This is a genomic window from Achromobacter seleniivolatilans (assembly GCF_030864005.1).
In the GTDB taxonomy this organism is placed as follows: Bacteria; Pseudomonadota; Gammaproteobacteria; order Burkholderiales; family Burkholderiaceae_B; genus Achromobacter; species Achromobacter seleniivolatilans.
On sequence record NZ_CP132976.1, the window covers coordinates 2409647 to 2429136 of the forward strand.

The following is a 19490-nucleotide window of genomic DNA, read 5'->3' on the forward strand; positions in this document are numbered from 1 at the left end:
GCTTTGTCTTCCCAGTTCTTTCGTCTTGCGGCCGGACTCAGGCCGCCATGCCACGCGTGCGCGCGGGGAACAGTTCAAGCGCATAGGTCACGGCGGCAATCAGCGCCACGCACAGACCCAGCACCCCGACCATGCCGAGCAGGCCGTCGCTGCCCCAGGGCATCTCATACAAATACAGGCCGGCGCCATACTTGGGCACGCCTTGCACGCTCATGAAAACCACCCAACGGAAAATCCATGCGGCCGCCAGCATGGTCAGCGCCAACGTGGCAGAAGGCAGCGGCGCGGCCAGCCAGCGGGCGGGACGCTGCAACAACGCGATCATGCAAAAGGCGGTGATGACAGCGCCAGCCAGACTGATGCGCCAGATCGGAAATTCCGCGAACAACCGAAGCGCGGCGTTAAAGGACGGGTCCACGCCCATCAGGCCCAGCGCCGCCCAGGCGCCCGCGCCCAGCGCCATCATCACTACCGCAGCCAGGCTCAAGCGGCGCAGCACATCCACCGGCAGCGCCTTCAAACCGCCGGGCAGCCAGCGTCCCACCAGAAACATTGCGCCCAACGCGCCGAGCCAGGCGGTCAGCGCAAAGTTCACCGGCAGAAACACCGTGTGCCACAGGGGCCGCGAACGCAGCACCATCACTTCGGCGCCGGTATAGACAAGAATCGACATGGCCGACACGGCCAAGGCCACGCCCAGCACGCGCACCCATCCCATCCGGCCCCACCACCATGCCGCGCAGAACAGCACGGCCAGGCCGACGAATACGGGCAGCAGCAAGGCGCCCAGCCACATCCACGACCAAGGCGTGAAGTGCGCGTAGAAATGCCAGAACCGGCCCGGCTGGTGCAAGTCGGCCAGCAGCGACACCGGCGCGGCGATGGCGCTGACCAGCAGCACTGTCACCGCAGCGGGCAGCAGGCGCCTTGCGGGCGACCCGGCTTGGCCAAAAGCCGAAAAAGCGGCCGTCAGCGCCGTGGTGGCGGCAATGCCGATAAGAAAGAAGTACTGCACGGCCCAAGGCAGCCAAGCGGCGTCGTAGACCGGCGTGAGCAATTCCGAGATCTGCATGAAAGTCCCCTTCTGTGGGTCAATGTCCGCCGGCCAGGCGCACGCCGCCTTGGCCGTCGACCTGGTGGACGAATGCGTCGGGCAAGCCGATGTAATAGACGTGGGGATCGGTCTTCATTTCGGGCTTAAGCACCTTGATGTCGGCCTTGTGCTCCACCAGCAGTTGCGAGATGGCGCTGTCCGGGTCGTTCATATCGCCGATGACGCGCGCACCGCCCACGCAGCTTTCCACACAGGCCGGCAACAGGCCTGCTTCCAGGCGGTGCTCGCAGAAAGTGCATTTATCGGCCGTTTGCGTTTCATGATTGATGAATCGCGCGTCGTACGGACAGGCTTGCACGCAATAGGCACAGCCGACGCAGCGTTCGTTGTCGACCAGCACAATGCCGTCTTCGCGCTGAAACGTGGCTTGCACCGGGCAGACGGGCACACAGGGCGGGTTGTCGCAGTGGTTGCACAGGCGCGGCAGCATCACCATGGCACAGGGACCGCCATCGTCAGGGGTCACCTCGTACTGCAACACCGTCGTGCGGAACTGCCCGATGGGAGGCAGGTTTTCCATGGAACAACTGACCGTACAGGACTGGCAGCCGATGCATTTGCGCATATCAACCACCATGCCGTAGCGCTTGCCCGGAATGCCTGGGCGGCGCGGGGGCTGGCCGTTCAAACCGGTAGCTGCCTCAGCGTGGATGGGGATGATGGTGGCTGCGGCGCCCAGGCCGAGCAGCCCTTTCAGGAAACCGCGTTTGCCGGCTAGCGGGGGGTCTGAAGCAGGAGATGACGATGGCATAGCGAAGCCCTTCTAACGTGAGTTTTGTTTTCGCTATTAACTTATCGCTTCTGGTTATATAGAGGGTTGATATGCGTCAATTAAGGGACGGAATAACGCAACAATCGGCTAGAGGGTTGTCTGGATGCTAAAGGGATGTCTATATCTTTAGCGCTCGCTCCCAAGCCGCCAGCTTTGTCTCCAGCGACGCTGCCGCGTGTGCCGGACTGGTGGACGGCAGATCCACGTATTCAAGCTTCCGCCCGCCCAGCGCCGCAAGCACATGGCGGCGGAACAGACTGGCCGCCTTTGCCCCGTTAAAGCAAATGCGGACAACGCCCGGATAAGCCTGCAAGAAGCCAGCGATGTCGTTCGCCACCAAGGTATCAGGTCGGATATCGGCGTCCAGGCTGCCGGGGCGTTCGCAGGCCTGCAACACATCCCACAAGGCAATACCCGACGCTTGAAGGGCTTCCAGGCGCAGCGCATAGTCCAGCCCGGGATCAAAGCCCAGCACGCGCCCCGCAATCGGCCAGAACGCATTGCGGGGATGCGCGTAGTACTGGGCCTGCTTCAATGAGGCGACACCGGGCATGGAGCCCAGCACGAGTATTCGAGCCTCAGGCGTGGCAATGGGCTGAAAGCCCCAGACCTGATCGCGGCGGCCGTTCAAGGGGGTGTCCAAGATGTGTTCCATCGCGCAAGAATACGTCAGCCGGGAATACCCCGCAGATCAGCCGCGACTGGCAGCCGGGTCAAGCTAGGCCAGCGTCTGCCACAGCATGTAGACCTTGCCCGCCAGGAGTCCTGCGGTAATACCGACGGCAGCCAGAGACAGCACCGAGGCCAGAATCTGCAAACGGTAGATTGACTTCACATAGGGCTGCAAACGGTCGCCGTTCCAGGCCTTGTTCAGCCACGCGCTTAGCGTGCAAGCCACGAAAAAAACGCAAGCCGCCAGCGAGAACGGCGCTAGCATGTAAAAGGCGTGATCGCCAAAAATGCGTTCCATCGCCAACGTCAAGGTGATGACGGCTATGCCGCCAACACAGGTGGAAAGATGCGCAATTCGCCACAGTTCAGTTTGATTCCCGTCGGCGCGCCGCTTGGATCTGCCATGTGGAATACCCAGTAAAGTGCCTGCGCAGAACAGCAGCACGCCCAGTACGAGAAAGGGTTGACTGGAATAGAAGAAGGTCGGGCTTGTCATAAGATTTTTGCGCTTTGCAGCGGCGTGCATCCGGAGTCGATAAACAAACTCTACGGCTCGCACCAGCCCCGAAATATCAGAAATTTCTGAAAGATCCCGGCCTCATGCTTGTGGCCGATACAAAAGGGATGATGAACACCCCGGCATCCGTTGCGGACCGGACCGCCCGATACCCGTCTTCGCGGATTCGTCCGATACATAGAACAGTGCTTACCATTTGCGGCACTACTGTTATCAGCGTCCTGCCCTTATCTTCTCAGGTATGACGAACGGCCCCGTAGGGGCCGCGCAAAAGGAATAGATACGATGAAGAAGATCCTCGGTGTGCATGCCAGCCCCCGTCCCCACTGGGTGGGTGACGGCTTTCCGGTGCGCTCGATGTTCTCCTATAACGACAAAGGCAAGAACGTCAGCCCCTTTCTGCTGTTGGATTACGCCGGCCCGGCCAATTTCGAACCGGCTGACCATCCGCGCGGCGTAGGCCAGCACCCCCATCGCGGCTTTGAGACCGTCACCATCGTCTACAGCGGCGAGGTCGAACATCGCGACTCCACCGGCAACGGCGGCGTGATCGGCCCCGGCGACGTCCAATGGATGACAGCCGCCTCGGGCATCCTGCATGAAGAGTTCCATTCCCCTGCGTTCACCCGGTCGGGCGGACAGCTGGAAATGGTGCAGCTTTGGGTCAACCTGCCCGCCAAGGACAAAATGGCGCCCGCCGGTTACCAGAGCATCTTGAATGCGGATATCCCCGTCGTGGCGTTGCCGGACGAAGCGGGTACGCTGCGGGTCATCGCAGGCAGCTACGGGGGCCAATCGGGGCCGGCACGCACTTTCACGCCCTTGGACGTGTGGGATGTCCGGCTTGCCGCAGGCAAGTCAGCCACCTTCTCCATCCCCGCAGGCCGCAACAGCATGCTGGTAATGCTGCGCGGTACGGTGCTCGTCAACGGTGAATCCATTGCCCGCGACGCGCAACTGGCCATGTTCTCGCAAGACGGGGATAGCATCACGGTCGAAGCCAACAACGACGCCGTGTTCCTGGTCTTGAGCGGAGAGCCGATCGATGAACCCGTGGTGGGTTACGGTCCGTTCGTGATGAACTCGCAAGCGGAAATCGTCGAAGCCATTCAGGACTTCAACGCTGGCCGTTACGGCAAGATGCACTGAAGCCGCAGGGCGGGCATGGCCCGCCCTCTCCCCGTATTCGGCGCCCATGCCGTCAGCCCAAAAACCGCGGACACTCCGCGGTTTTTGGCGTTTGGTGGATACCCAGCGCAAAAAACGGACAGCCTCCCCCGGCCCAGGACGGGTTTTCCACCAGTCCCCGGGGACCTGCGCAGCTTTACTATCAGAGCCTTCGCGCGAGGTATCCCAAACCATGCTCAACACGCCACAGACCGCCACCAGCCCTTTCTGGCCACCTGCCGGCCCGCGTATCGAGTCGGTTCTGGGCTTGCCCGCGCAGCAATTATTTGCGTCGCGTGATTTGGACGAGGCGCGTTCCATGGTTGGCCGGGTTATGCGGCCACATCAATTGGGCGTCGTGGGCGCGGCCCAGCGGCTGGACGCCCGCATGCACTATCAACCGCTGGGCGAGGTTTCGCTCAACCGCCTGCGCTACGGTGCCAATGTGGACATCCGGCCAGGCCCCCTTGAAGACTTCTTCCTGGTGCAAATGCCCTTGTCGGGATCGGCCCGCATCCGCAGCGGCCCTCAGCAAGTGGATTCCACCGCCGAGGTCGCCTCCGTGGTCAGTCCGGACGACGACTTGGCCATGCACTGGAGCGGCGACAACGATCAATTCATGCTGCGCGTTGGACGCTCGCTGCTGGAACGCGCGCTGGTTGGCCGGCTAGGCTGTGCGCTGGACCGGCCGCTGCGCTTTCAACTGGCATTCCGCTGGCGCGATTGCCCGGCCTGGCGTTGCTTGATGACGTACCTGCTGGACTGTTCCTCGCAACACACCGATCTGGCGGCGCACAAGCTCATCGTGCATCAAATAGAACAACTGGTCGCCGCCACCCTGCTGTCGGCCCACCCGCACAACTACACCGCCATGCCGGCAGGCCGCCGTGGCGCCGTGCTGCCCCGCCATGTGCGCAGCGTTCAGGACTACCTCCAGGCCCACGCGCACGAGCCCGTCAGCGCCGAGCAGCTTGCCCGTATTGCGGGGGTCAGCGTCCGCAGCCTGTATGCGGGGTTCAAAGAGTTCCTCGATGTGAGCCCGATGCACTACCTGCGTGACCTGCGCATGGAGCGCGCCCGCGCTGAACTGCTGTCGGGCGAAAGCCAGAATATCGCCAGCGTGGCATTGCGTTGGGGTTTTGCGCACATGGGCCGGTTCAGCGCCGGCTACAAGGCCCGCTACGGCGAAAGCCCAAGCCAGAGCCTGCGCCGGTGCGGATGAGCGGGATCTTGATCGCCTGCTTTTCACGCCGCATTCAATCCTTCATTGCATACCATCGACAGCGGTTTGTGGCAGCATTGCGGATATTTCCGCCCGCGCCGGCAATTGCCGGGCTCACAACCAAGTCAAAGATGGAGCGTCACACGTATGAAATTCAAGGCCTTGACCCTGGGTATCCTGATTGCCAGCGCAGGCGCGTCGCAAGCCGCAACGGTCAATGAAGTCTTCAACGGCAAAATGCTGGGCACGAATCAGCGCTATTTCGAGTCGATTGCCGGCGTGCCGCGCGACTCCTTCCGTAACGACCACACGTTCGTCGTGCAGAATTGCCAGATCACGGCCACCATCGGCGATGGCAAGGTGACAGCGCTGCGTTTGGACCTGGGCCAAGGCTGCGAGGCCAATCTCCAGAGTTTCATCGGCGAAGACGCGCCCAAGCCCGGCCAAACGATCACGCCCGGCGTGTTTGGCAGCGGTCAACGCTACACGGCGAGCTGCCTGGCGGAATGCGGCAATGCGGCAGACCCCTCGGCATATGCCCTGTGGCAAGCGCCCCGCTCGGCTGGCGGCATGGAGGTCTTGATGGAAATGGTGCTGGCTGGCGACAAGGCAATGACCGCCGCCGACGAATGGGAAAAACAGATCAAGCAAGCCGCAGGCATGGACTACGTGCTTGCCACCAAGTTCAACTGCGAAACCCGTTTCAACAGCATCGCCGAGGCCGTCTTCAAAGACGTTCCCGTCAATGCCATCACGGTTGGCTACGGATTGCCGACACAGCGCTGCAATTGAAAGTAGCAAGCCGCTCGCGAGCGGCTTGTTCTGGCGCCCGGCCGGATTCGGCTTGCGGCGCCAGAGTGGCGAAATACTTAGAACTTATGCGATAGCGACACCATGAAGCTGCGGGGATCGCCGTAGTTGCGCGTGCTGTAGAAACTTGAAGAGCGCGTATCCCGCCTGCACATTCCAGCCCGGTAAGACTTGGCAAGGTCCGCCCCATCAAACCCAGGTCAACGGTCCGCGCTGAACTCACACATCAACCCACCACGCGAAACTGGAAATGCAGCGCATTCGGGTTCTTTACTATCACTACTCTCGCTCTTGAATCACGGTGCCGAAGCAGGAACAGCTTTATCAATTTCCACGCTGCGATGATCAACGAGACAGGCCCAGGAACCAGATGCAAACCGTCTTCGGTCCAAGACGTCCGGTTTTCTTCGATGCGGCAGGTGAGCCCTTGCAGCGCAAGCTTTTCTTCGCACAGCTTTAGCGTTCCGGCCATGTCCACCACATTCTCCAAAACAAACGAGTTGCCACTCTTCAAAAGCAACGACAGCTCGTCTTCCGAAATAAGATTTTGGAAATAAGTGCGGATGTGATCAACACGAGGGGGCATGAGTTCGCTTCCTTCAATAGAGCAGACCGAGACAAGCTTGCAGCAGCCGCCTATTTTTCCGCCGCATGCAGGCCGATGCAGTTGCCTTCCGAGTCTTCGATTTCCGCCACGCGCCCAAACGCGCCAACAGCTGTTTCGGGATAGAGCACCTTGCCTCCGGCGTCCAATGCCTTTTGCAGCGTTTGCTGAATATCTGCCACATCAAAATAAATGCGAACGCCTGCCTTTCCCGGCACATAGCTATCGCCTTTTGCCAAGGCGCCACTCGCCCCGGGCTGGTTTTCAGCGTAGGGGAAAAACGCCATCTCGTTGCCATCGACATGGATGCACTCGAAAGCGCATCCGAATACCGCGCCGTAGAACGTCATGGCGCGGTCCAGATCAAGCGCCGGGATTTCAAAGTAGGAAGCTAGATTCATGTGTCTGGTCTGCCAGGTTCGCCTTGCAAGCAAATTGCCGTTTGGGTCCGCGACCAGACTGTATGCTGGTCCACGGCAATTCTAGTTCAGCCGAACCGGCAGACTTCGTTCAAAAACCGGCGCTCATAACGTCTTGGCGTAGAACGCGGTCAGCTTGCCGACGGCTGCATCCACGTATTTTGGAACCCAGTAGGTCTCGATGTGCGTGGCGCCCTCGATTCTGAACAGTTCTTTATCTTTCGTGCCAGAGGCCCTGACGAACGCATCTTCGGTCATGTACAGGCTATCGGCCTTGGTGCCCGCGATCATCAGCAATGGTTTGTTGATCAGTTCGATCCAGTCGGTGGCATCCCAGCTCATCAGGTCCAGCAGACTGCTCGTCGTGTATTTGAAAGACGAGCCTGGGTGGGCGTGCGTTTTCCAGTAGTACTCGTAGCCTTGGCGGTACATCTCGAACGGCAGCGCTGCGATCTGCTCGTCTGTCATATCGGCGTCGCCCGAGTAGAGCAATGCTCCGCCGGCTGCTTCCTGGGCGCGGGCGGCCGAGGCTTGCTGCAACCGGTCCTGCACGGTGTTCAACAACGAATCCGCGAAGCCGTTGCGGCGCACCCGGCCAGAGTTGAACATGCTTAATGTTGCAACCGACTTGAAGCGCTTGTCGGATTGCGCGGCCGCCAGCGTGTAGCCGCCACCGCCGCAAATGCCCAGCACGCCAAGACGGTCCTTGTCCACGCCCGCATACTGCGTAATGAAGTCCGCCATACCGTGGATGTCTTCAATGCGGTTGGCGGGCTTGTCCACGTTGCGGGGCTGGCCACCGCTTGCGCCCTGGTAGGCGGCGTCGGCGGTGATCGTGACGTAACCCTTTTCGGCCAGGCGCTGCGCATACAAGCCCGCGACCTGCTCCTTCACTCCGCCGTTTGGATGCGCAACGACAATAGCGGGATAGGTTTTCTTGGCGTCGAAATTTGCAGGGGTATAGACGTTGGCAACGATGTCCAGGCCATTGAGCTTGTACTTGACCGGGTGGATGTTGACCTGGCCGGGTTCATTCTTCGTAATCGCACCTTCATAGGTCAATGTGTACGGATTTTTGCGGTAGTCGTCCGCCCACGCCGCGCCGCCGGATGCCCCAACCATGGCGGCCATCAGGGTCGCCTTCACTAACGTGCGTTTCATTTGAAAACTCCTTAGAACTTGCAACCTGCGTCTGACGCAGGCGTCCAACAGCCGCCGCATCAGTCGCGCTTTTTTCAAACATTGCGGCACCGGGTCTGCTTAACCTGCCGATGCCGCTTCCAATGTGTGCGTCAGTGCCTCGCCAGCGCGCCGGGCAGCATCCCTATCGCCCCGCTCGGCCAGCACCTGAGTCAGGTGGCGCATTTGCGCAGCCGTCAGCCCCACCCGCATGCTGGCCCGCATGTGGGAGCGCAACTGCGCTTCTACCCCTGGCGTTGCGGCAAGTGCGCCAACGGTGGCGAGTTCACGGCTTTGCCAGTCAAGGTTGTCGCGCTCGAAGATGTCGCCGAACAGATGGGCTTGCAGGAATTGGTTGATGATGGGCGCGAAGTCGAACAGCGGCCCCGCGATGGGCGCGCCCGAAATGCGCGTCTGGTTGGCCTTGCCCACGGCAAGCAGTTGGTCGCCCGTGGGAATGGCGCGGCTGGGCTCAAGGCCAGGCGCATCTTGAATGCCTTGCCGCTTTCGTTCGTCGACCACTGCCCGTAGTTCGTTGAGCGCATTCAGGCTGCGGGGAAAGCCCACATACGCATACAACTGCACCAAGACCTCTTTGGCCTCGCTGATGCTCAGACCCGCGTCAAGTCCTTGGTGCAACGCGGCGTTGAGCCTGGGGATATCACTCCCTGCCATGAAGGCCGCGATCAGGGGGATCGCCTGCTGCCTGGGGGTAAGGGTCTCTACGAGCGGCTGGGTGTCAGCCACGGCCTGCGATCGCGTGTTTTCGGCGGCAAGCCCGGGCGCAAGCGCCAACATGCCCAAGGCCAATGCAGCCGCCCTCGCCCCTGTCTTGCAATACATTGCGGCCGTTCTTTTGCTCATCTATCGCGTACTCCATCTTTGCTTGGTTGCGCGAGCAGCCGTATAGGCCGCGATACCAAAGCCGGGTGTCAAGGAAAGGCAAGCTGTCGCCGCACTTCCTTACAGAGAGATGAAATCGTACGGGCCGCGAGCGAATTGATTAAGCCCAAAAATCCGCATGGACTACTGAGACAAACTCATGAATAGACGATGGCTGGGCTGACCCGTTGGCGAGCGGTGGAGCAAGCGCTCCCCTACCCGCGATGCCGCAACGCGTCGACGACGACAGCGAGCGCACGCGAGGATTGCCGCCTGCTTGGGTAATAGAGGTGATAACCCGGGTACGGTTTGCACCAGTCATCCAGCACGCGGACCAACGCCCCCGCCGCAATGTGTTCCAGCGCCATATCCTCGGGAATGAAGGCCAGGCCACAGCCCGCCAGGGCAGCGCGAAGAATAGAAGAGCTGTTGTTGAAAACCCATTGGCCTGTCACGCGGAATTTGACCGCCTGACCCTGCTTCTCGAAATCCCACGCAAGCAATCCGCCGTTGGGCAGCCGCAGAGTAATGCAATCGTTATCAGCCAGCGCCTGCGGCGATCTGGGCTTGGGCCGCTTTGCGAAGTATGCAGGCGACGCAACCACAGCGATTCGCAGGTCAGGACTGATGCGCACGGCGATCATGTCTTTCGCCACCTGATCGCCGATTCGCACACCGGCGTCATAGCGCTGGGACACGATATCGGACATCGAGTAGTCGATCGTGATCTCGACATTGATATCCGGATAGTCGCCCATGACTCTCGACAGCTTGGGCCACAGCACGCTGTTGGCAGCGTGTTCGGCCGCCGTGACACGGATGGTGCCGGCCGGTTTATCGCGCAGTTCCTTCACCGCAGCCACTTCTGCATCAATATCCTGGAACCGCGGCGCCACACGATTGAACAGGCGCTCGCCTGCTTCTGTCGTTGCAATGCGCCGAGTGGTGCGCGTCAGCAATCGGACGCCCAAGCGCGTTTCCAGCGCGCGCACCGCATGACTCAGCGCAGAAGGCGTGACACCGAGCAACGCAGACGCCCGCGTGAAGCTGCCTTCGCGCACAACGTGGACGAAGGCCAGGACATCATTGAAGGTTTCCAGTGCCATCGATTCAGGTCCGCTCTGCCGGATACCGCAATGCGTCAATCAGCACCTGCATAGCCCGGGACAACTGCTTGCGGCTTGGGTAAAACAGATGATATCCCGTGAACACCGGACACCAATCTTGCAGTACTGATATGAGCTGCCCCGTGGCGATGTAGGGCCTGGCCACCACTTCCGGCACATACCCAAGGCCGAAGCCCGCCAATGCCGCATGAAGGATCGGTCTGGTTCCGTTGAAAACCAGCTGCCCCTCGACACGCACTTTGATCTGCTGACGCCCCTTCTTCAGCTCCCATGCGTAGAGATCTCCGTGACTCATCAACCGCAGGTTGATGCAGTCGTGATCAGCCAGATCCTGTGGCTTCACAGGCGGCTTACGCCTGGCAAGATAGCCGGGCGAGCCGATGATTGCGAAACGCTGATCAGGACTGATGCGCACAGCGGTCATGTCGCGCGCCAGGTCATCGCCAAGACGAACGCCAAAGTCGTAGCGCTCCGCCACGATATCCGTGAATCGCGATTCCACCGAGACCTCGACATTGATCTGGGGATACTTGGGAAGCAACTTTGCCAGCGCCGGCCAGAGCACCACCTCTGCGACATTTTCCGAAGCGGTAATTCGGATCGTACCGGCGGGCATGTCGGCCAGTTCTCCGACTGCGGCCAACTCCGCTTCGATTTCCTCGAACCGCGGCGCGATGTTGTGCATCAGCCGCTCGCCCGCCTCTGTGGCCGAAACGCTGCGAGTGGTCCGGGTCAGGAGCCTGACGCCCATTTTGGTCTCAAGCGATCGGATCTGATGGCTGAGAGCTGATTGAGAAACGCCAAGTTGCGCGGCCGCTCGCGTGAAGCTGCGTTCTCGCGCGACGGCAATGAAGGCGAGCAAGTCGTTGTAGCTCTCTTTCGACATTTATGAGATCAATTCACAAGTGTTTGCCGATTTTACCATCTAGTGCCCACCGGGCAGCATCGCTACATTGTTCGTGCAGTGATCCGCAAGGACGCGTAGTTCATTGCCGATCCAACCCGATTACCCGCACACGAGAGCCCCATCATGCAAAAACGTCAACTTGGAAATAGCCATCTGGAAGTATCGGCCCTGGGATTGGGCTGCATGGGTTTGAGCCATGGCTACGGCCCTGCCACGGACACCAAGCATGCCATCTCATTGATCCGCGCAGCGGCTGATCGCGGCGTCACGTTCTTCGATACGGCCGAAGTCTATGGCCCCTACCTGAACGAAGAAGTGGTCGGCGAGGCGCTCGCGCCGATACGAGACCAGGTCGTGATCGCCACGAAGTTCGGATTTACGTTCGGCGAAGACAATAAACAGCAAATCCTGAACAGCCGGCCGGAACATATCCGCCAGGCGGTCGAAGGCTCGCTCAAGCGTTTGAAGACTGACGTGATCGACTTGCTCTACCAGCATCGAGTTGATCCCGGCGTGCCGATCGAAGACGTGGCCGGGACGGTCAGAGACTTGATCGCCGAAGGTAAGGTCAAGCATTTCGGGCTGTCCGAAGCCGGCGCTCAAACCATCCGCCGCGCGCATGCGGTGCAGCCCGTGACGGCTTTGCAAAGCGAATATTCGCTGTGGTGGCGCGAACCCGAGCGGGAGATTCTGCCGACGCTAGAGGAATTGGGGATAGGCTTTGTGCCTTTCAGCCCTTTGGGCAAGGGGTTTCTGACAGGCGCCATCAAAGCAGACGCGACGTTTGGCGATGACGACTTCCGCAGCAAAGTGCCCCGTTTCTCACCAGAGGCCATCCAGGCGAACCAGGCGTTGGTGAGGTTGCTGGATGAACTCGCCAAGAGCAAGGGCGTGACGTCGGCACAGATTGCGTTGGCGTGGCTATTGGCTCAAAAGCCGTGGATCGTGCCGATACCGGGCACGACCAAACTGCACCGCCTGGATGAGAATCTGGGCGCGGTTGCCATTGTTCTGTCTGAAACCGAACTGAGCAAGATCGAGAATGCACTGAAGGGTGTGACGATCCAGGGCGAACGCTATCCGGCCGCATTGCAAGCGCGCGTTGGCCGCTGAACCAAGACCCGTCCATCCCGTCAAGGAAGAACCATGAAGAAGAGCGTGCTCGCTGCCCCAGCCACTGCACTGACTATGGCGCTATCTGCCGTATGCGCTGCGGAAGAAGCGCCGGTCACAGTCACCAAGGTGGGCTCTCAGCCCTCCACCCCCGGCCCCGAGCAGTACTTCACAGGAGCTGTGCGTGTGGACTCTCGGTTTCAGGCCCCCGCGCCCGCTCGTCTGGGCGGCGGCATCGTGACCTTCGAGCCAGGCGCGCATACCGCCTGGCACACCCATCCCCTGGGACAAACGCTCATAGTGACCGCCGGCGCCGGACGCGTGCAGAAATGGGGTGACGCGATCCAGGAGATCCGTCCAGGCGATGTTGTTTGGATTCCGCCTGGCGTGAAGCACTGGCATGGGGCCAGCCCCACGATGAGCATGAGCCACATTGCACTCTCGGAGTCCTTGGATGGCAAGTCGGTGGACTGGATGGAAAAGGTCAGCCAGGAGCAGTACGGACACTAAGCAAGACAATGTCTCATTATTCATGCCGATTTGTCTCGGCTCCCTGAATATTGCGGCTTCCACAGAGGGGCGCAGTGTAAATTCGCCAACGATTTCACGCACGGGACACCTGAGAAGATCAAGTGCCCGCACGTGGCAGCATCCGGCACAAGAGGCTTTACATGTCATATTCATCCGCGTCCTGCATCGTCGCTCTGACGTTGGCAACTTTGGGGAGCGCGAGCGCTCAGTCCGCCTCTGATCCGGCAATATTGGTTGGTGTCAATAATTTCGCCCGTGCCGAGTCCGATCTGTACATGGGCAAGATGGTGGCGGCTGGCAGTCTTGGACGGTTCATTCATAGCCGCGCGCCAACTGCCATCGACGCCCAGAATGTGGTCCGCATGAACCGCGACACGCTGTACTCAGAAGCCGTGTTCGATCTTGATGCCGGGCCAGTCACGATCAAGATGCCCGAGGCCGGTGCACGATTCATGTCGATGCAAGTGGTCGATGAGAACCACTACGTGCCCGCCGTCTTTTACGGCGCTGGCAGCCACACGCTGGCGAAAGAGCAGATTGGCACGCGGTATGTCTTTGTCGCTATCCGCACGCTTGTTGATCCCGCCAATCCCAAAGACCTTGAGCAGGTCCATGCGCTGCAAGACGCCATCAAGGTAAGCCAGGCCAATGCAGGAACATTCGTCGTCCCTAAATGGGATCAGGCGAGCCAGAACAAGGTGCGTGATGCACTGAATGTTCTGGGTGCGACGATTCCCAACTACAACGAGTCCTTTGGCCCGAAGGGCACGGTGAATCCGATTCACCACCTGATCGGAACCGCGACGGGCTGGGGTGGAAATCCAAGCAAGGACGCCATCTACCTGAGCGGTGAAGTGCCAAAGAACGACGGGAAAACCGTATATCGGCTCAAGGTGGGCAGTGTCCCGGTCAAGAGCTTCTGGTCAGTCGCCGTTTACAACGCAGACGGATACTTCGAGAAGAATCCGTACGACGCCTATTCGTTGAATAACCTGACCGCCGTAAAAAGCAGTGATGGTTCGATTGACATCCAGCTAGGCGGATGCGATGGAAAAATCCCCAATTGCCTGCCCATCACGCCCGGTTGGAACTACACGGTCAGGCTCTATCAGCCAAGTGACGACGTGCTCAATGGCAAATGGAGTTTTCCGCAACCGCAACCGCAGCTTTAGCCTTCAATTCGCGCTTTTGAGCGCCTGAGACGCAGGTACACTGTTGCGACCGGTTACAGCGCTGACTGTCTGTCTTGATGCACAGACGGAAAGCGCTGGCTACCTGCCCAACGATGGGGCTTGCGACTTAAGGTAAGACGTCAACATGACTTGCTCAGAAACGTTCATTTCCACCGACGCAATAGAGCATTCGCTGCGTGACGAATACTGGCGTGAAGTCACGCGCCCGTTCTGCGATACGACGCTTGCTGCGCCTGACGGCGCCGCAACGTTAGAGGGAACCATGCGAATCCGCCATCTTGGCGGATTGACGCTGGGCTCAACCACCTTTAACGCGCAGCGCTACAAGCGGGACAAGGCCACTATCGCTCGCAGCGGGCTGGATCACTATCTGGTTCATGTTGTGGCCGCCGGTTCCATCTACGGGGATTTTGACGGCCGCGACGTGATGGCGGCCCCGGGCGGGATATGCATTATCGATCTTGCCCGGCCTTATGAATGCAAGGTGGACGCTGGCGAAAGATTAGCCACGACCATTCCACGCGCGGGCATCGATAAATTGTTGGGCGCCCGCGATCTTCATGGATTTGTGCTTGAAGCGCAGCAAGCCATGACGCGTCTGCTTGTGGACTACCTCAGCGGTTTTCACGCGGTCTCGGGACAGTTGTCCGCAAGCGAAGACGACGCGGCACAAGAAGCCCTGACTACGCTTCTTTCAGCCGGGCTGGCGAACACTGCTCCCGTTCAGGATGGTCCGAAATCCGTGCTGGGGCAGGCTCTGCGCGCGCGTGCCCTTGACTATATTGGGCGCAACCTGGCCGAACCCGCGCTGGGCCCGGATCTGCTTATCCAACGCTTCAGAGTCTCTCGGGCGCACTTATATCGCGTCTTTTCTGAACTTGGCGGTGTCGTCCATGTGATCAAGACCAAGCGCCTTGACGCGGCCTATGCCCTTTTCACCGATCCGCGCAGCTCAACGCGCCCCGTGCACCAAGTCGCAGTGGACGTTGGATTTCGCGATATGGGACGATTTCGCAAGGCGTTCACTACGCGCTTTGGCGTGTCGCCCGACGACGCCAGGCAAGGAAGCCGCAACGCCGGGTCGACTATAGACAGCTCCAATGCGCTATCAAGCCATTTTGCCGCGCACCGTCATATGCCAGGCGCGGCCCAGCGTTTTCAGAACTGGTAGGCAAGCCCCACAATCGGCCCTTGCTGCACGACGTTGTAAACAAAGCCGTTCCGGTTGTAATTGACGCCAAGCGCCCGGTAGCCAAGCACTGCCGAAAGATTGGACTTGAACTGATAGCCAATCGCTGCCGTGGCGTCCCAATCAAGCTTGGCTTGGCCTGCGCCAACAACGCCCCAGCCGGTCAGGTACCAATGCTCGCTCAAGGCGTATTGCCCCCGCAGGCCGGCCACCGCATCGATCCAGGTTGCGCTGTCGCTTCGGCTTCTGTCGCCGATGACCCCGCCTTTCAACGCGATGGTCGTGCTTGCACGCCACAGCCGTCCGCCGCCGATAACGTCCAGATGCCCCCTGTCGCTTTCAAGCACGGTGTAGCCCGCACCCAAAAATCCGGAGAAGGACTTGGACTTGATGTCGACTTTTCGGCTGAGTAAGCCGTACTGAGTATTGCCGCCGCCAGAGAGTTGGCTATACATCAAGTCGCCCACCACGCTGAATCGCTTGTACCGCGCTTCGACGGCCCCCATGAAGGCCAGATCAAGCTCGCTGACAATGTCGCTGAAACTGGAATTCAGCCTGGCCGGCGGCTGCCCGAACTGCCCCACCTTTCCGCTGATTCCAGACGCCCACACATAGGGGCTTGCGCTGACACGCCATTCATCGGAATTGCCGGATTCGTTCTTTAGAAGAGGACTGATCGGCAGCGGGTTGTCTGCGTATGCGGAATTGGATGCTCCGAGCAGCATGCCCAATAGAATCAGCGGGGTAGAAACAAATTTCATGTGTACTCAATGATGCGGCGTCTTTGACATTGGCGAGAGGGCGAGTCGCAGTCTCACTAGTTGGAAAGCGCGGCGTCCTCTGCCTTGCAGTTCAAGCCTGCGGCCGGCTGCTTTGCTTGGGCCGCCTGCACTTCTTTGCGTGCCGCATCCACATCGGCACGAAACTCGGGATAGGTTTGCAACAGGGCTACGGTTGCCGCACCCATCGTGCGTCCGGCATCCACATCACTTTGCCAATGCGCATTGCAAACGACTCGGCTCTGCCCAAAGTCCAACCCGCGCTTGAACAGCTGGTTGGCGCGAGCGGGATTGATTTCAGCCAAGACCAGGGCCCAGGCCCAACCTGCCGCCGTATGACCCGACGGGTATGAACCGTCCTTGCGCAGCAAGGGCTCTTGGTCGGGGAAACATGTGCCTTCGTTGTGGACGACAAACGGGCGGACGCGGTTATAGGTGTTCTTGACGCCATAGGTAGACAAGCCCGCGTCGGTAAGCACCTTCTGCATCAAACGATACAGGTGCGGGGTCTGCGCCTCGGTGATATCAACACCCATCGCGCACGAGAAGTTCTTGGCAGGTTGCGGAAACTGCAAGTCAGCGTCCAGACGCGCCTGTGTTGCGCGCGCCGAGCCGCGCAACGGAATCGTGGCAGTCCTTGCCTCTTCATCGCGAGCCAGCGCGGCGCTGCTCGCTGCCGGAGGCGGTCCAAGCAGATCGAGACTATTGGGCAAGCTTTCTTTGGGGATGTAGCCGGGCGCCAGATCGAAGTGCGGATCGGTCACTTTCGGGCCTGCCGCATTGTCTGCCGCGTATGAAATCGCGCCGGTCATGCCAATGAGCGCCAGAGAAATGCTGGCCGCCTTACTACGTATAGTTGAATACATACGATCTTTACCGTGAATCAGATTGCTGGACGCTCCACTCTCAAACGCCTAGTCTTTCCAAAGCGTCTTGCAGGTGAAATCGTGGGCGAATTTACACTGATGCCTTCGGATAACAGCGTAAGAATCATCGGATTGAGACAGATCGGCACGATTAATGAGACATTGCGGCACCCAGGAGGATTGGCATGGCAGTACCTCAGAACAAGCAAGATCTATTGGATGCGATTCGCACTACGTATCAGAAATTGGCGGTGGATCTTGCCGGGGTACCGCCCGAACGCGCTCATGAAGCCACGCTGGAAGGCCATGCGCTGGGCACGAAAATGAGCGTGGCCAACTTGGTGGCCTACCTGATCGGCTGGAATCTGCTGGTGCTCAAGTGGTGCCATGCCAAGACCCAGGGGCTTCCCGTTGATTTCCCTGAAACAGGCTACAAGTGGAACGAACTGGGCCGCCTGGCGCAGAAATTCTATGCTGATCATTCAGAGCAGCCGTATCCGGCGCTGCTGCAACAATTCGCTGCTGTGCATGCTCGCATCGTGGCTTTGGTCGAACAGGCAAGCGATACCGCGCTGTATGGCTCGCCTTGGTACGAGAAGTACACCCAAGGCCGAATGATTCAATTCAATACCTCTTCCCCCTATGCCAATGCGCGCATCCGGTTGCGCAAGTGGAAGAAGGCCAACGACATTGCTTGAACTGTGTACGCAAGACACAACGGAGATAAGAAATGTTCGATCACATCGGTTTCGGCGTCAGCGATATCAATCAGAGCCGTGAGTTCTTTCTACAAGCGCTAAGTCCGCTTGGGGTCGGCCTGGCCATGGAGGGCCCCAACAGCATAGGCTTGGGCAAACAAGGCAAACCGTCCTTGTGGTTGTACGCAAGCTCTGCGGTTGCGGCTCCTTTGCATATCGCCATTGCAGCGGCTACGCGGGCGGAAGTGGACGCCTTTTACCAAGCGGCTATCGCGGCGGGTGGCAGAGATAACGGCGCCCCAGGACTTCGTCCGCATTACCATCCCAACTACTACGCCGCCTTTGTATTCGGCCCAGATGGCCACAATGTGGAAGCCGTCTGCCACCGTCCACAAGAGGAATAGGACGACACAAGCGGACTCATTGCGGCGCCAACAGACCCAGCAAACTCACCAGCGCTATCACCCCTCCGCCAAGCCATAGCTCAAGAACGGTGTTGCGGCGAATATGGGAAAGCGCCGCACCCCGCCTTGTCCGCAGGGCGGGAATCCAGCGATACCGGTTGATGAGCGCCAGCGCTACCATTGCCAGCGCCAACAGGATTTTTATGGCCAGCAGTTGCTGGTAGCCTGACTGCAAATCCCAACCTGCTGGCCACAGAATCATCAGGGCATTGAGCGCCCCGCTTAGCAAAAGGGCCGCCACCGCAATATGCCCGGCAGTGGAAAACCGCAGCAGTGCGCGAGTTGCGTCCTTTTTGTAGGCGGGCTCGTTCCAGAGTTTTAGGAACCCAAGAAAAACGGGCAACGATCCCAACCAGAAACCTGCGGCAAGACAATGGACGGCATCGCTGGCGGCATGCGCAAACCCTGGCCATCCCTCGTTCATTGCGGCATGACCGCTAAGACTAAGCGGCAACAGCGCAATGCCAGCCGCCACCGCGCGCAGCCCCGCCTTGGCCGGAGATGCCCAAAGAAAGACTACCGCCACCAGCAACACTGCAATGGCGCGCAACATCCATGCCTGTCCGTAGCGCGTCTGAAACGCCACTACGGAAAGCATGTCCGCGTCCCACATACCCCGCCAAGCGTCGGCGATGGTTGCGGTTTGCAGTGGCAACAGGCAGAGCACTGCCAGCGCCCCGACAATCGCTACTCGGCGCAACATCTTGCGCAAGATCGCTTCCACAGACAGGCTCAGACCGCGCGACCCGCTCATCGCCAACATGGCAGCGGCCCCAAAAAGCAGGATCGCTGACACGTAGGCAACAAGCCGGCACAACGCGAACGCGGCAAGCATCATGAATTACGGCTTGACCGTGAAGGACCATGTCCCTTGAGTCTTGTGGCCGTCTTTGGACAGCGCCTGCCACTTCACCGTATAGGCTCCGGCAGGCAGTTCTTTGCCTATCGGCAAGACCAGAGTCTTGCTGTCGTCAGGGGCCAGCGCAGACTTGCCGGTCGCGACCATGTCGCCCGCGGCATTGACGAGCGTCAGCGAGGAAAACGCGGGTTCCAGGCCTTCGGTCAATGTCAGCGTGATCGCAGCGGGCGTCGTCTTGACGACGGCATCCTTGGCGGGTGTAGAGGTTCCAACATGCGCGTGCGCCAGCGCCAGATGCGGTACAGACGCCAAAACCATCGCAGCGATCAGTGATTTCTTAAACATTGCACTCTCCTTAGTCCGGTTAGTCAGTGACGCCTGTGAGCGCGCCACTGGCCTGAATTGA

The 19490-nt window shown here is 59.8% G+C and carries 23 protein-coding genes; 9 read left to right on the forward strand and 14 right to left on the reverse strand.

Annotated elements, in window-relative coordinates; all coding sequences use genetic code 11:
- Positions 1 to 37 precede the first annotated feature (37 nt).
- The 4 genes from nrfD to RAS12_RS10620 form a co-directional block, all read right to left on the reverse strand.
- Positions 38 to 1072 (reverse strand): NrfD/PsrC family molybdoenzyme membrane anchor subunit, encoded by a 1035-nt coding sequence (nrfD, locus tag RAS12_RS10605; protein ID WP_306948056.1) that lies wholly within the window; start codon positions 1070 to 1072, stop codon positions 38 to 40.
- Positions 1073 to 1091: 19 nt separating this feature from the next.
- Positions 1092 to 1865 carry a sulfate reduction electron transfer complex DsrMKJOP subunit DsrO gene (gene dsrO, locus RAS12_RS10610; protein WP_306948058.1) on the reverse strand — a complete coding sequence of 258 codons (774 nt, stop codon included), beginning with the start codon at positions 1863 to 1865 and terminating at the stop codon, positions 1092 to 1094.
- 139 nt (positions 1866 to 2004) lie between these two features.
- Positions 2005 to 2541, reverse strand: coding sequence for a DNA-deoxyinosine glycosylase (locus RAS12_RS10615; RefSeq protein WP_306948060.1), 537 nt, complete (start codon positions 2539 to 2541; stop codon positions 2005 to 2007).
- A 63-nt stretch (positions 2542 to 2604) separates the two neighbouring features.
- Positions 2605 to 3054 (reverse strand): hypothetical protein, encoded by a 450-nt coding sequence (locus RAS12_RS10620; protein ID WP_306948062.1) that lies wholly within the window; start codon positions 3052 to 3054, stop codon positions 2605 to 2607.
- A gap of 306 nt (positions 3055 to 3360) precedes the next feature.
- Between RAS12_RS10620 and RAS12_RS10625 the strand changes: the two genes are divergently transcribed.
- The 3 genes from RAS12_RS10625 to RAS12_RS10635 all read left to right on the forward strand — a co-directional run bounded on the left by RAS12_RS10625 (position 3361) and on the right by RAS12_RS10635 (position 6256).
- Positions 3361 to 4224, forward strand: coding sequence for a pirin family protein (locus RAS12_RS10625; protein WP_306948064.1), 864 nt, complete (start codon positions 3361 to 3363; stop codon positions 4222 to 4224).
- 211 nt (positions 4225 to 4435) lie between these two features.
- Positions 4436 to 5464, forward strand: coding sequence for an AraC family transcriptional regulator (locus RAS12_RS10630; protein ID WP_306948066.1), 1029 nt, complete (start codon positions 4436 to 4438; stop codon positions 5462 to 5464).
- 147 nt (positions 5465 to 5611) lie between these two features.
- Entirely contained in the window at positions 5612 to 6256 is a 645-nt protein-coding gene (locus RAS12_RS10635; protein WP_306948069.1) for a hypothetical protein, read from the forward strand.
- Positions 6257 to 6500: 244 nt separating this feature from the next.
- On the opposite strand, the gene RAS12_RS10640 is transcribed toward RAS12_RS10635, so the two are convergent.
- From RAS12_RS10640 to RAS12_RS10665, 6 genes are all read right to left on the reverse strand, one after another.
- Complete coding sequence (locus tag RAS12_RS10640; protein ID WP_306948071.1) at positions 6501 to 6860, reverse strand: hypothetical protein; 360 nt, start codon at positions 6858 to 6860, stop codon at positions 6501 to 6503.
- A gap of 50 nt (positions 6861 to 6910) precedes the next feature.
- Positions 6911 to 7279, reverse strand: coding sequence for a VOC family protein (locus RAS12_RS10645; protein WP_306948073.1), 369 nt, complete (start codon positions 7277 to 7279; stop codon positions 6911 to 6913).
- 123 nt (positions 7280 to 7402) lie between these two features.
- Positions 7403 to 8428, reverse strand: coding sequence for an alpha/beta hydrolase (locus tag RAS12_RS10650; protein WP_306951408.1), 1026 nt, complete (start codon positions 8426 to 8428; stop codon positions 7403 to 7405).
- A gap of 129 nt (positions 8429 to 8557) precedes the next feature.
- Positions 8558 to 9340, reverse strand: a complete 783-nt coding sequence (locus RAS12_RS10655) for a carboxymuconolactone decarboxylase family protein (RefSeq protein ID WP_306948075.1) — start codon at positions 9338 to 9340, stop codon at positions 8558 to 8560.
- A 233-nt stretch (positions 9341 to 9573) separates the two neighbouring features.
- Complete coding sequence (locus tag RAS12_RS10660; RefSeq protein ID WP_306948078.1) at positions 9574 to 10464, reverse strand: LysR family transcriptional regulator; 891 nt, start codon at positions 10462 to 10464, stop codon at positions 9574 to 9576.
- Positions 10465 to 10468: 4 nt separating this feature from the next.
- A complete protein-coding gene (locus tag RAS12_RS10665; RefSeq protein WP_306948079.1) occupies positions 10469 to 11371 on the reverse strand; it encodes a LysR family transcriptional regulator in 903 nt (300 codons plus the stop codon).
- A 144-nt stretch (positions 11372 to 11515) separates the two neighbouring features.
- On the opposite strand from RAS12_RS10665, the gene RAS12_RS10670 reads away from it, so the two are divergent.
- From RAS12_RS10670 to RAS12_RS10685, 4 genes are all read left to right on the forward strand, one after another.
- Positions 11516 to 12505, forward strand: coding sequence for an aldo/keto reductase (locus tag RAS12_RS10670; RefSeq protein ID WP_306948081.1), 990 nt, complete (start codon positions 11516 to 11518; stop codon positions 12503 to 12505).
- Between the two features lie 33 nt (positions 12506 to 12538).
- Positions 12539 to 13015 carry a (R)-mandelonitrile lyase gene (locus tag RAS12_RS10675; RefSeq protein ID WP_306948083.1) on the forward strand — a complete coding sequence of 159 codons (477 nt, stop codon included), beginning with the start codon at positions 12539 to 12541 and terminating at the stop codon, positions 13013 to 13015.
- Positions 13016 to 13137: 122 nt separating this feature from the next.
- Positions 13138 to 14208, forward strand: a complete 1071-nt coding sequence (locus tag RAS12_RS10680) for a DUF1254 domain-containing protein (protein WP_306948085.1) — start codon at positions 13138 to 13140, stop codon at positions 14206 to 14208.
- Between the two features lie 145 nt (positions 14209 to 14353).
- Positions 14354 to 15400, forward strand: a complete 1047-nt coding sequence (locus RAS12_RS10685; protein WP_306948087.1) for an AraC-like ligand-binding domain-containing protein — start codon at positions 14354 to 14356, stop codon at positions 15398 to 15400.
- On the opposite strand, the gene RAS12_RS10690 is transcribed toward RAS12_RS10685, so the two are convergent.
- Together RAS12_RS10690 and RAS12_RS10695 are read right to left on the reverse strand one after the other, a co-directional pair.
- On the reverse strand, positions 15388 to 16179 hold the full coding sequence (locus tag RAS12_RS10690; protein ID WP_306948089.1) for a hypothetical protein: 792 nt from the start codon (positions 16177 to 16179) through the stop codon (positions 15388 to 15390). The two genes, RAS12_RS10685 and RAS12_RS10690, sit on opposite strands and share 13 nt — an antisense overlap.
- Before the next feature lie 56 nt (positions 16180 to 16235).
- Positions 16236 to 17009 carry an acid phosphatase gene (locus tag RAS12_RS10695; protein ID WP_306948091.1) on the reverse strand — a complete coding sequence of 258 codons (774 nt, stop codon included), beginning with the start codon at positions 17007 to 17009 and terminating at the stop codon, positions 16236 to 16238.
- A gap of 239 nt (positions 17010 to 17248) precedes the next feature.
- Here RAS12_RS10695 and RAS12_RS10700 point away from each other — a divergent pair, with 239 nt between their 5' ends.
- Both RAS12_RS10700 and RAS12_RS10705 read left to right on the forward strand, forming a co-directional pair.
- Entirely contained in the window at positions 17249 to 17761 is a 513-nt protein-coding gene (locus RAS12_RS10700; protein ID WP_306948093.1) for a ClbS/DfsB family four-helix bundle protein, read from the forward strand.
- A 32-nt stretch (positions 17762 to 17793) separates the two neighbouring features.
- Complete coding sequence (locus RAS12_RS10705; protein ID WP_306948095.1) at positions 17794 to 18165, forward strand: VOC family protein; 372 nt, start codon at positions 17794 to 17796, stop codon at positions 18163 to 18165.
- 16 nt (positions 18166 to 18181) lie between these two features.
- Here RAS12_RS10705 and copD read toward each other — a convergent pair whose 3' ends face one another.
- A complete protein-coding gene (gene copD / locus RAS12_RS10710) occupies positions 18182 to 19063 on the reverse strand; it encodes a copper homeostasis membrane protein CopD (RefSeq protein WP_306948097.1) in 882 nt (293 codons plus the stop codon).
- A 3-nt stretch (positions 19064 to 19066) separates the two neighbouring features.
- Positions 19067 to 19429 carry a copper homeostasis periplasmic binding protein CopC gene (gene copC, locus RAS12_RS10715; protein ID WP_306948099.1) on the reverse strand — a complete coding sequence of 121 codons (363 nt, stop codon included), beginning with the start codon at positions 19427 to 19429 and terminating at the stop codon, positions 19067 to 19069.
- Positions 19430 to 19490 lie beyond the last annotated feature (61 nt).

Excerpts from the sequence above, each read along its gene's own strand:
- nrfD (WP_306948056.1), bottom strand. The coding sequence starts at position 1,072 with ATGCAGATCTCGGAATTGCTCACGCCGGTCTACGACGCCGCTTGGCTG.
- dsrO (WP_306948058.1), bottom strand. The coding sequence starts at position 1,865 with ATGCCATCGTCATCTCCTGCTTCAGACCCCCCGCTAGCCGGCAAACGC.
- RAS12_RS10615 (WP_306948060.1), bottom strand. The coding sequence starts at position 2,541 with ATGGAACACATCTTGGACACCCCCTTGAACGGCCGCCGCGATCAGGTC.
- RAS12_RS10620 (WP_306948062.1), bottom strand. The coding sequence starts at position 3,054 with ATGACAAGCCCGACCTTCTTCTATTCCAGTCAACCCTTTCTCGTACTG.
- RAS12_RS10625 (WP_306948064.1), top strand. The coding sequence starts at position 3,361 with ATGAAGAAGATCCTCGGTGTGCATGCCAGCCCCCGTCCCCACTGGGTG.
- RAS12_RS10630 (WP_306948066.1), top strand. The coding sequence starts at position 4,436 with ATGCTCAACACGCCACAGACCGCCACCAGCCCTTTCTGGCCACCTGCC.
- RAS12_RS10635 (WP_306948069.1), top strand. The coding sequence starts at position 5,612 with ATGAAATTCAAGGCCTTGACCCTGGGTATCCTGATTGCCAGCGCAGGC.
- RAS12_RS10640 (WP_306948071.1), bottom strand. The coding sequence starts at position 6,860 with ATGCCCCCTCGTGTTGATCACATCCGCACTTATTTCCAAAATCTTATT.
- RAS12_RS10645 (WP_306948073.1), bottom strand. The coding sequence starts at position 7,279 with ATGAATCTAGCTTCCTACTTTGAAATCCCGGCGCTTGATCTGGACCGC.
- RAS12_RS10650 (WP_306951408.1), bottom strand. The coding sequence starts at position 8,428 with ATGGCCGCCATGGTTGGGGCATCCGGCGGCGCGGCGTGGGCGGACGAC.
- RAS12_RS10655 (WP_306948075.1), bottom strand. The coding sequence starts at position 9,340 with ATGAGCAAAAGAACGGCCGCAATGTATTGCAAGACAGGGGCGAGGGCG.
- RAS12_RS10660 (WP_306948078.1), bottom strand. The coding sequence starts at position 10,464 with ATGGCACTGGAAACCTTCAATGATGTCCTGGCCTTCGTCCACGTTGTG.
- RAS12_RS10665 (WP_306948079.1), bottom strand. The coding sequence starts at position 11,371 with ATGTCGAAAGAGAGCTACAACGACTTGCTCGCCTTCATTGCCGTCGCG.
- RAS12_RS10670 (WP_306948081.1), top strand. The coding sequence starts at position 11,516 with ATGCAAAAACGTCAACTTGGAAATAGCCATCTGGAAGTATCGGCCCTG.
- RAS12_RS10675 (WP_306948083.1), top strand. The coding sequence starts at position 12,539 with ATGAAGAAGAGCGTGCTCGCTGCCCCAGCCACTGCACTGACTATGGCG.
- RAS12_RS10685 (WP_306948087.1), top strand. The coding sequence starts at position 14,354 with ATGACTTGCTCAGAAACGTTCATTTCCACCGACGCAATAGAGCATTCG.
- RAS12_RS10690 (WP_306948089.1), bottom strand. The coding sequence starts at position 16,179 with ATGAAATTTGTTTCTACCCCGCTGATTCTATTGGGCATGCTGCTCGGA.
- RAS12_RS10695 (WP_306948091.1), bottom strand. The coding sequence starts at position 17,009 with ATGACCGGCGCGATTTCATACGCGGCAGACAATGCGGCAGGCCCGAAA.
- RAS12_RS10700 (WP_306948093.1), top strand. The coding sequence starts at position 17,249 with ATGGCAGTACCTCAGAACAAGCAAGATCTATTGGATGCGATTCGCACT.
- RAS12_RS10705 (WP_306948095.1), top strand. The coding sequence starts at position 17,794 with ATGTTCGATCACATCGGTTTCGGCGTCAGCGATATCAATCAGAGCCGT.
- copD (WP_306948097.1), bottom strand. The coding sequence starts at position 19,063 with ATGATGCTTGCCGCGTTCGCGTTGTGCCGGCTTGTTGCCTACGTGTCA.
- copC (WP_306948099.1), bottom strand. The coding sequence starts at position 19,429 with ATGTTTAAGAAATCACTGATCGCTGCGATGGTTTTGGCGTCTGTACCG.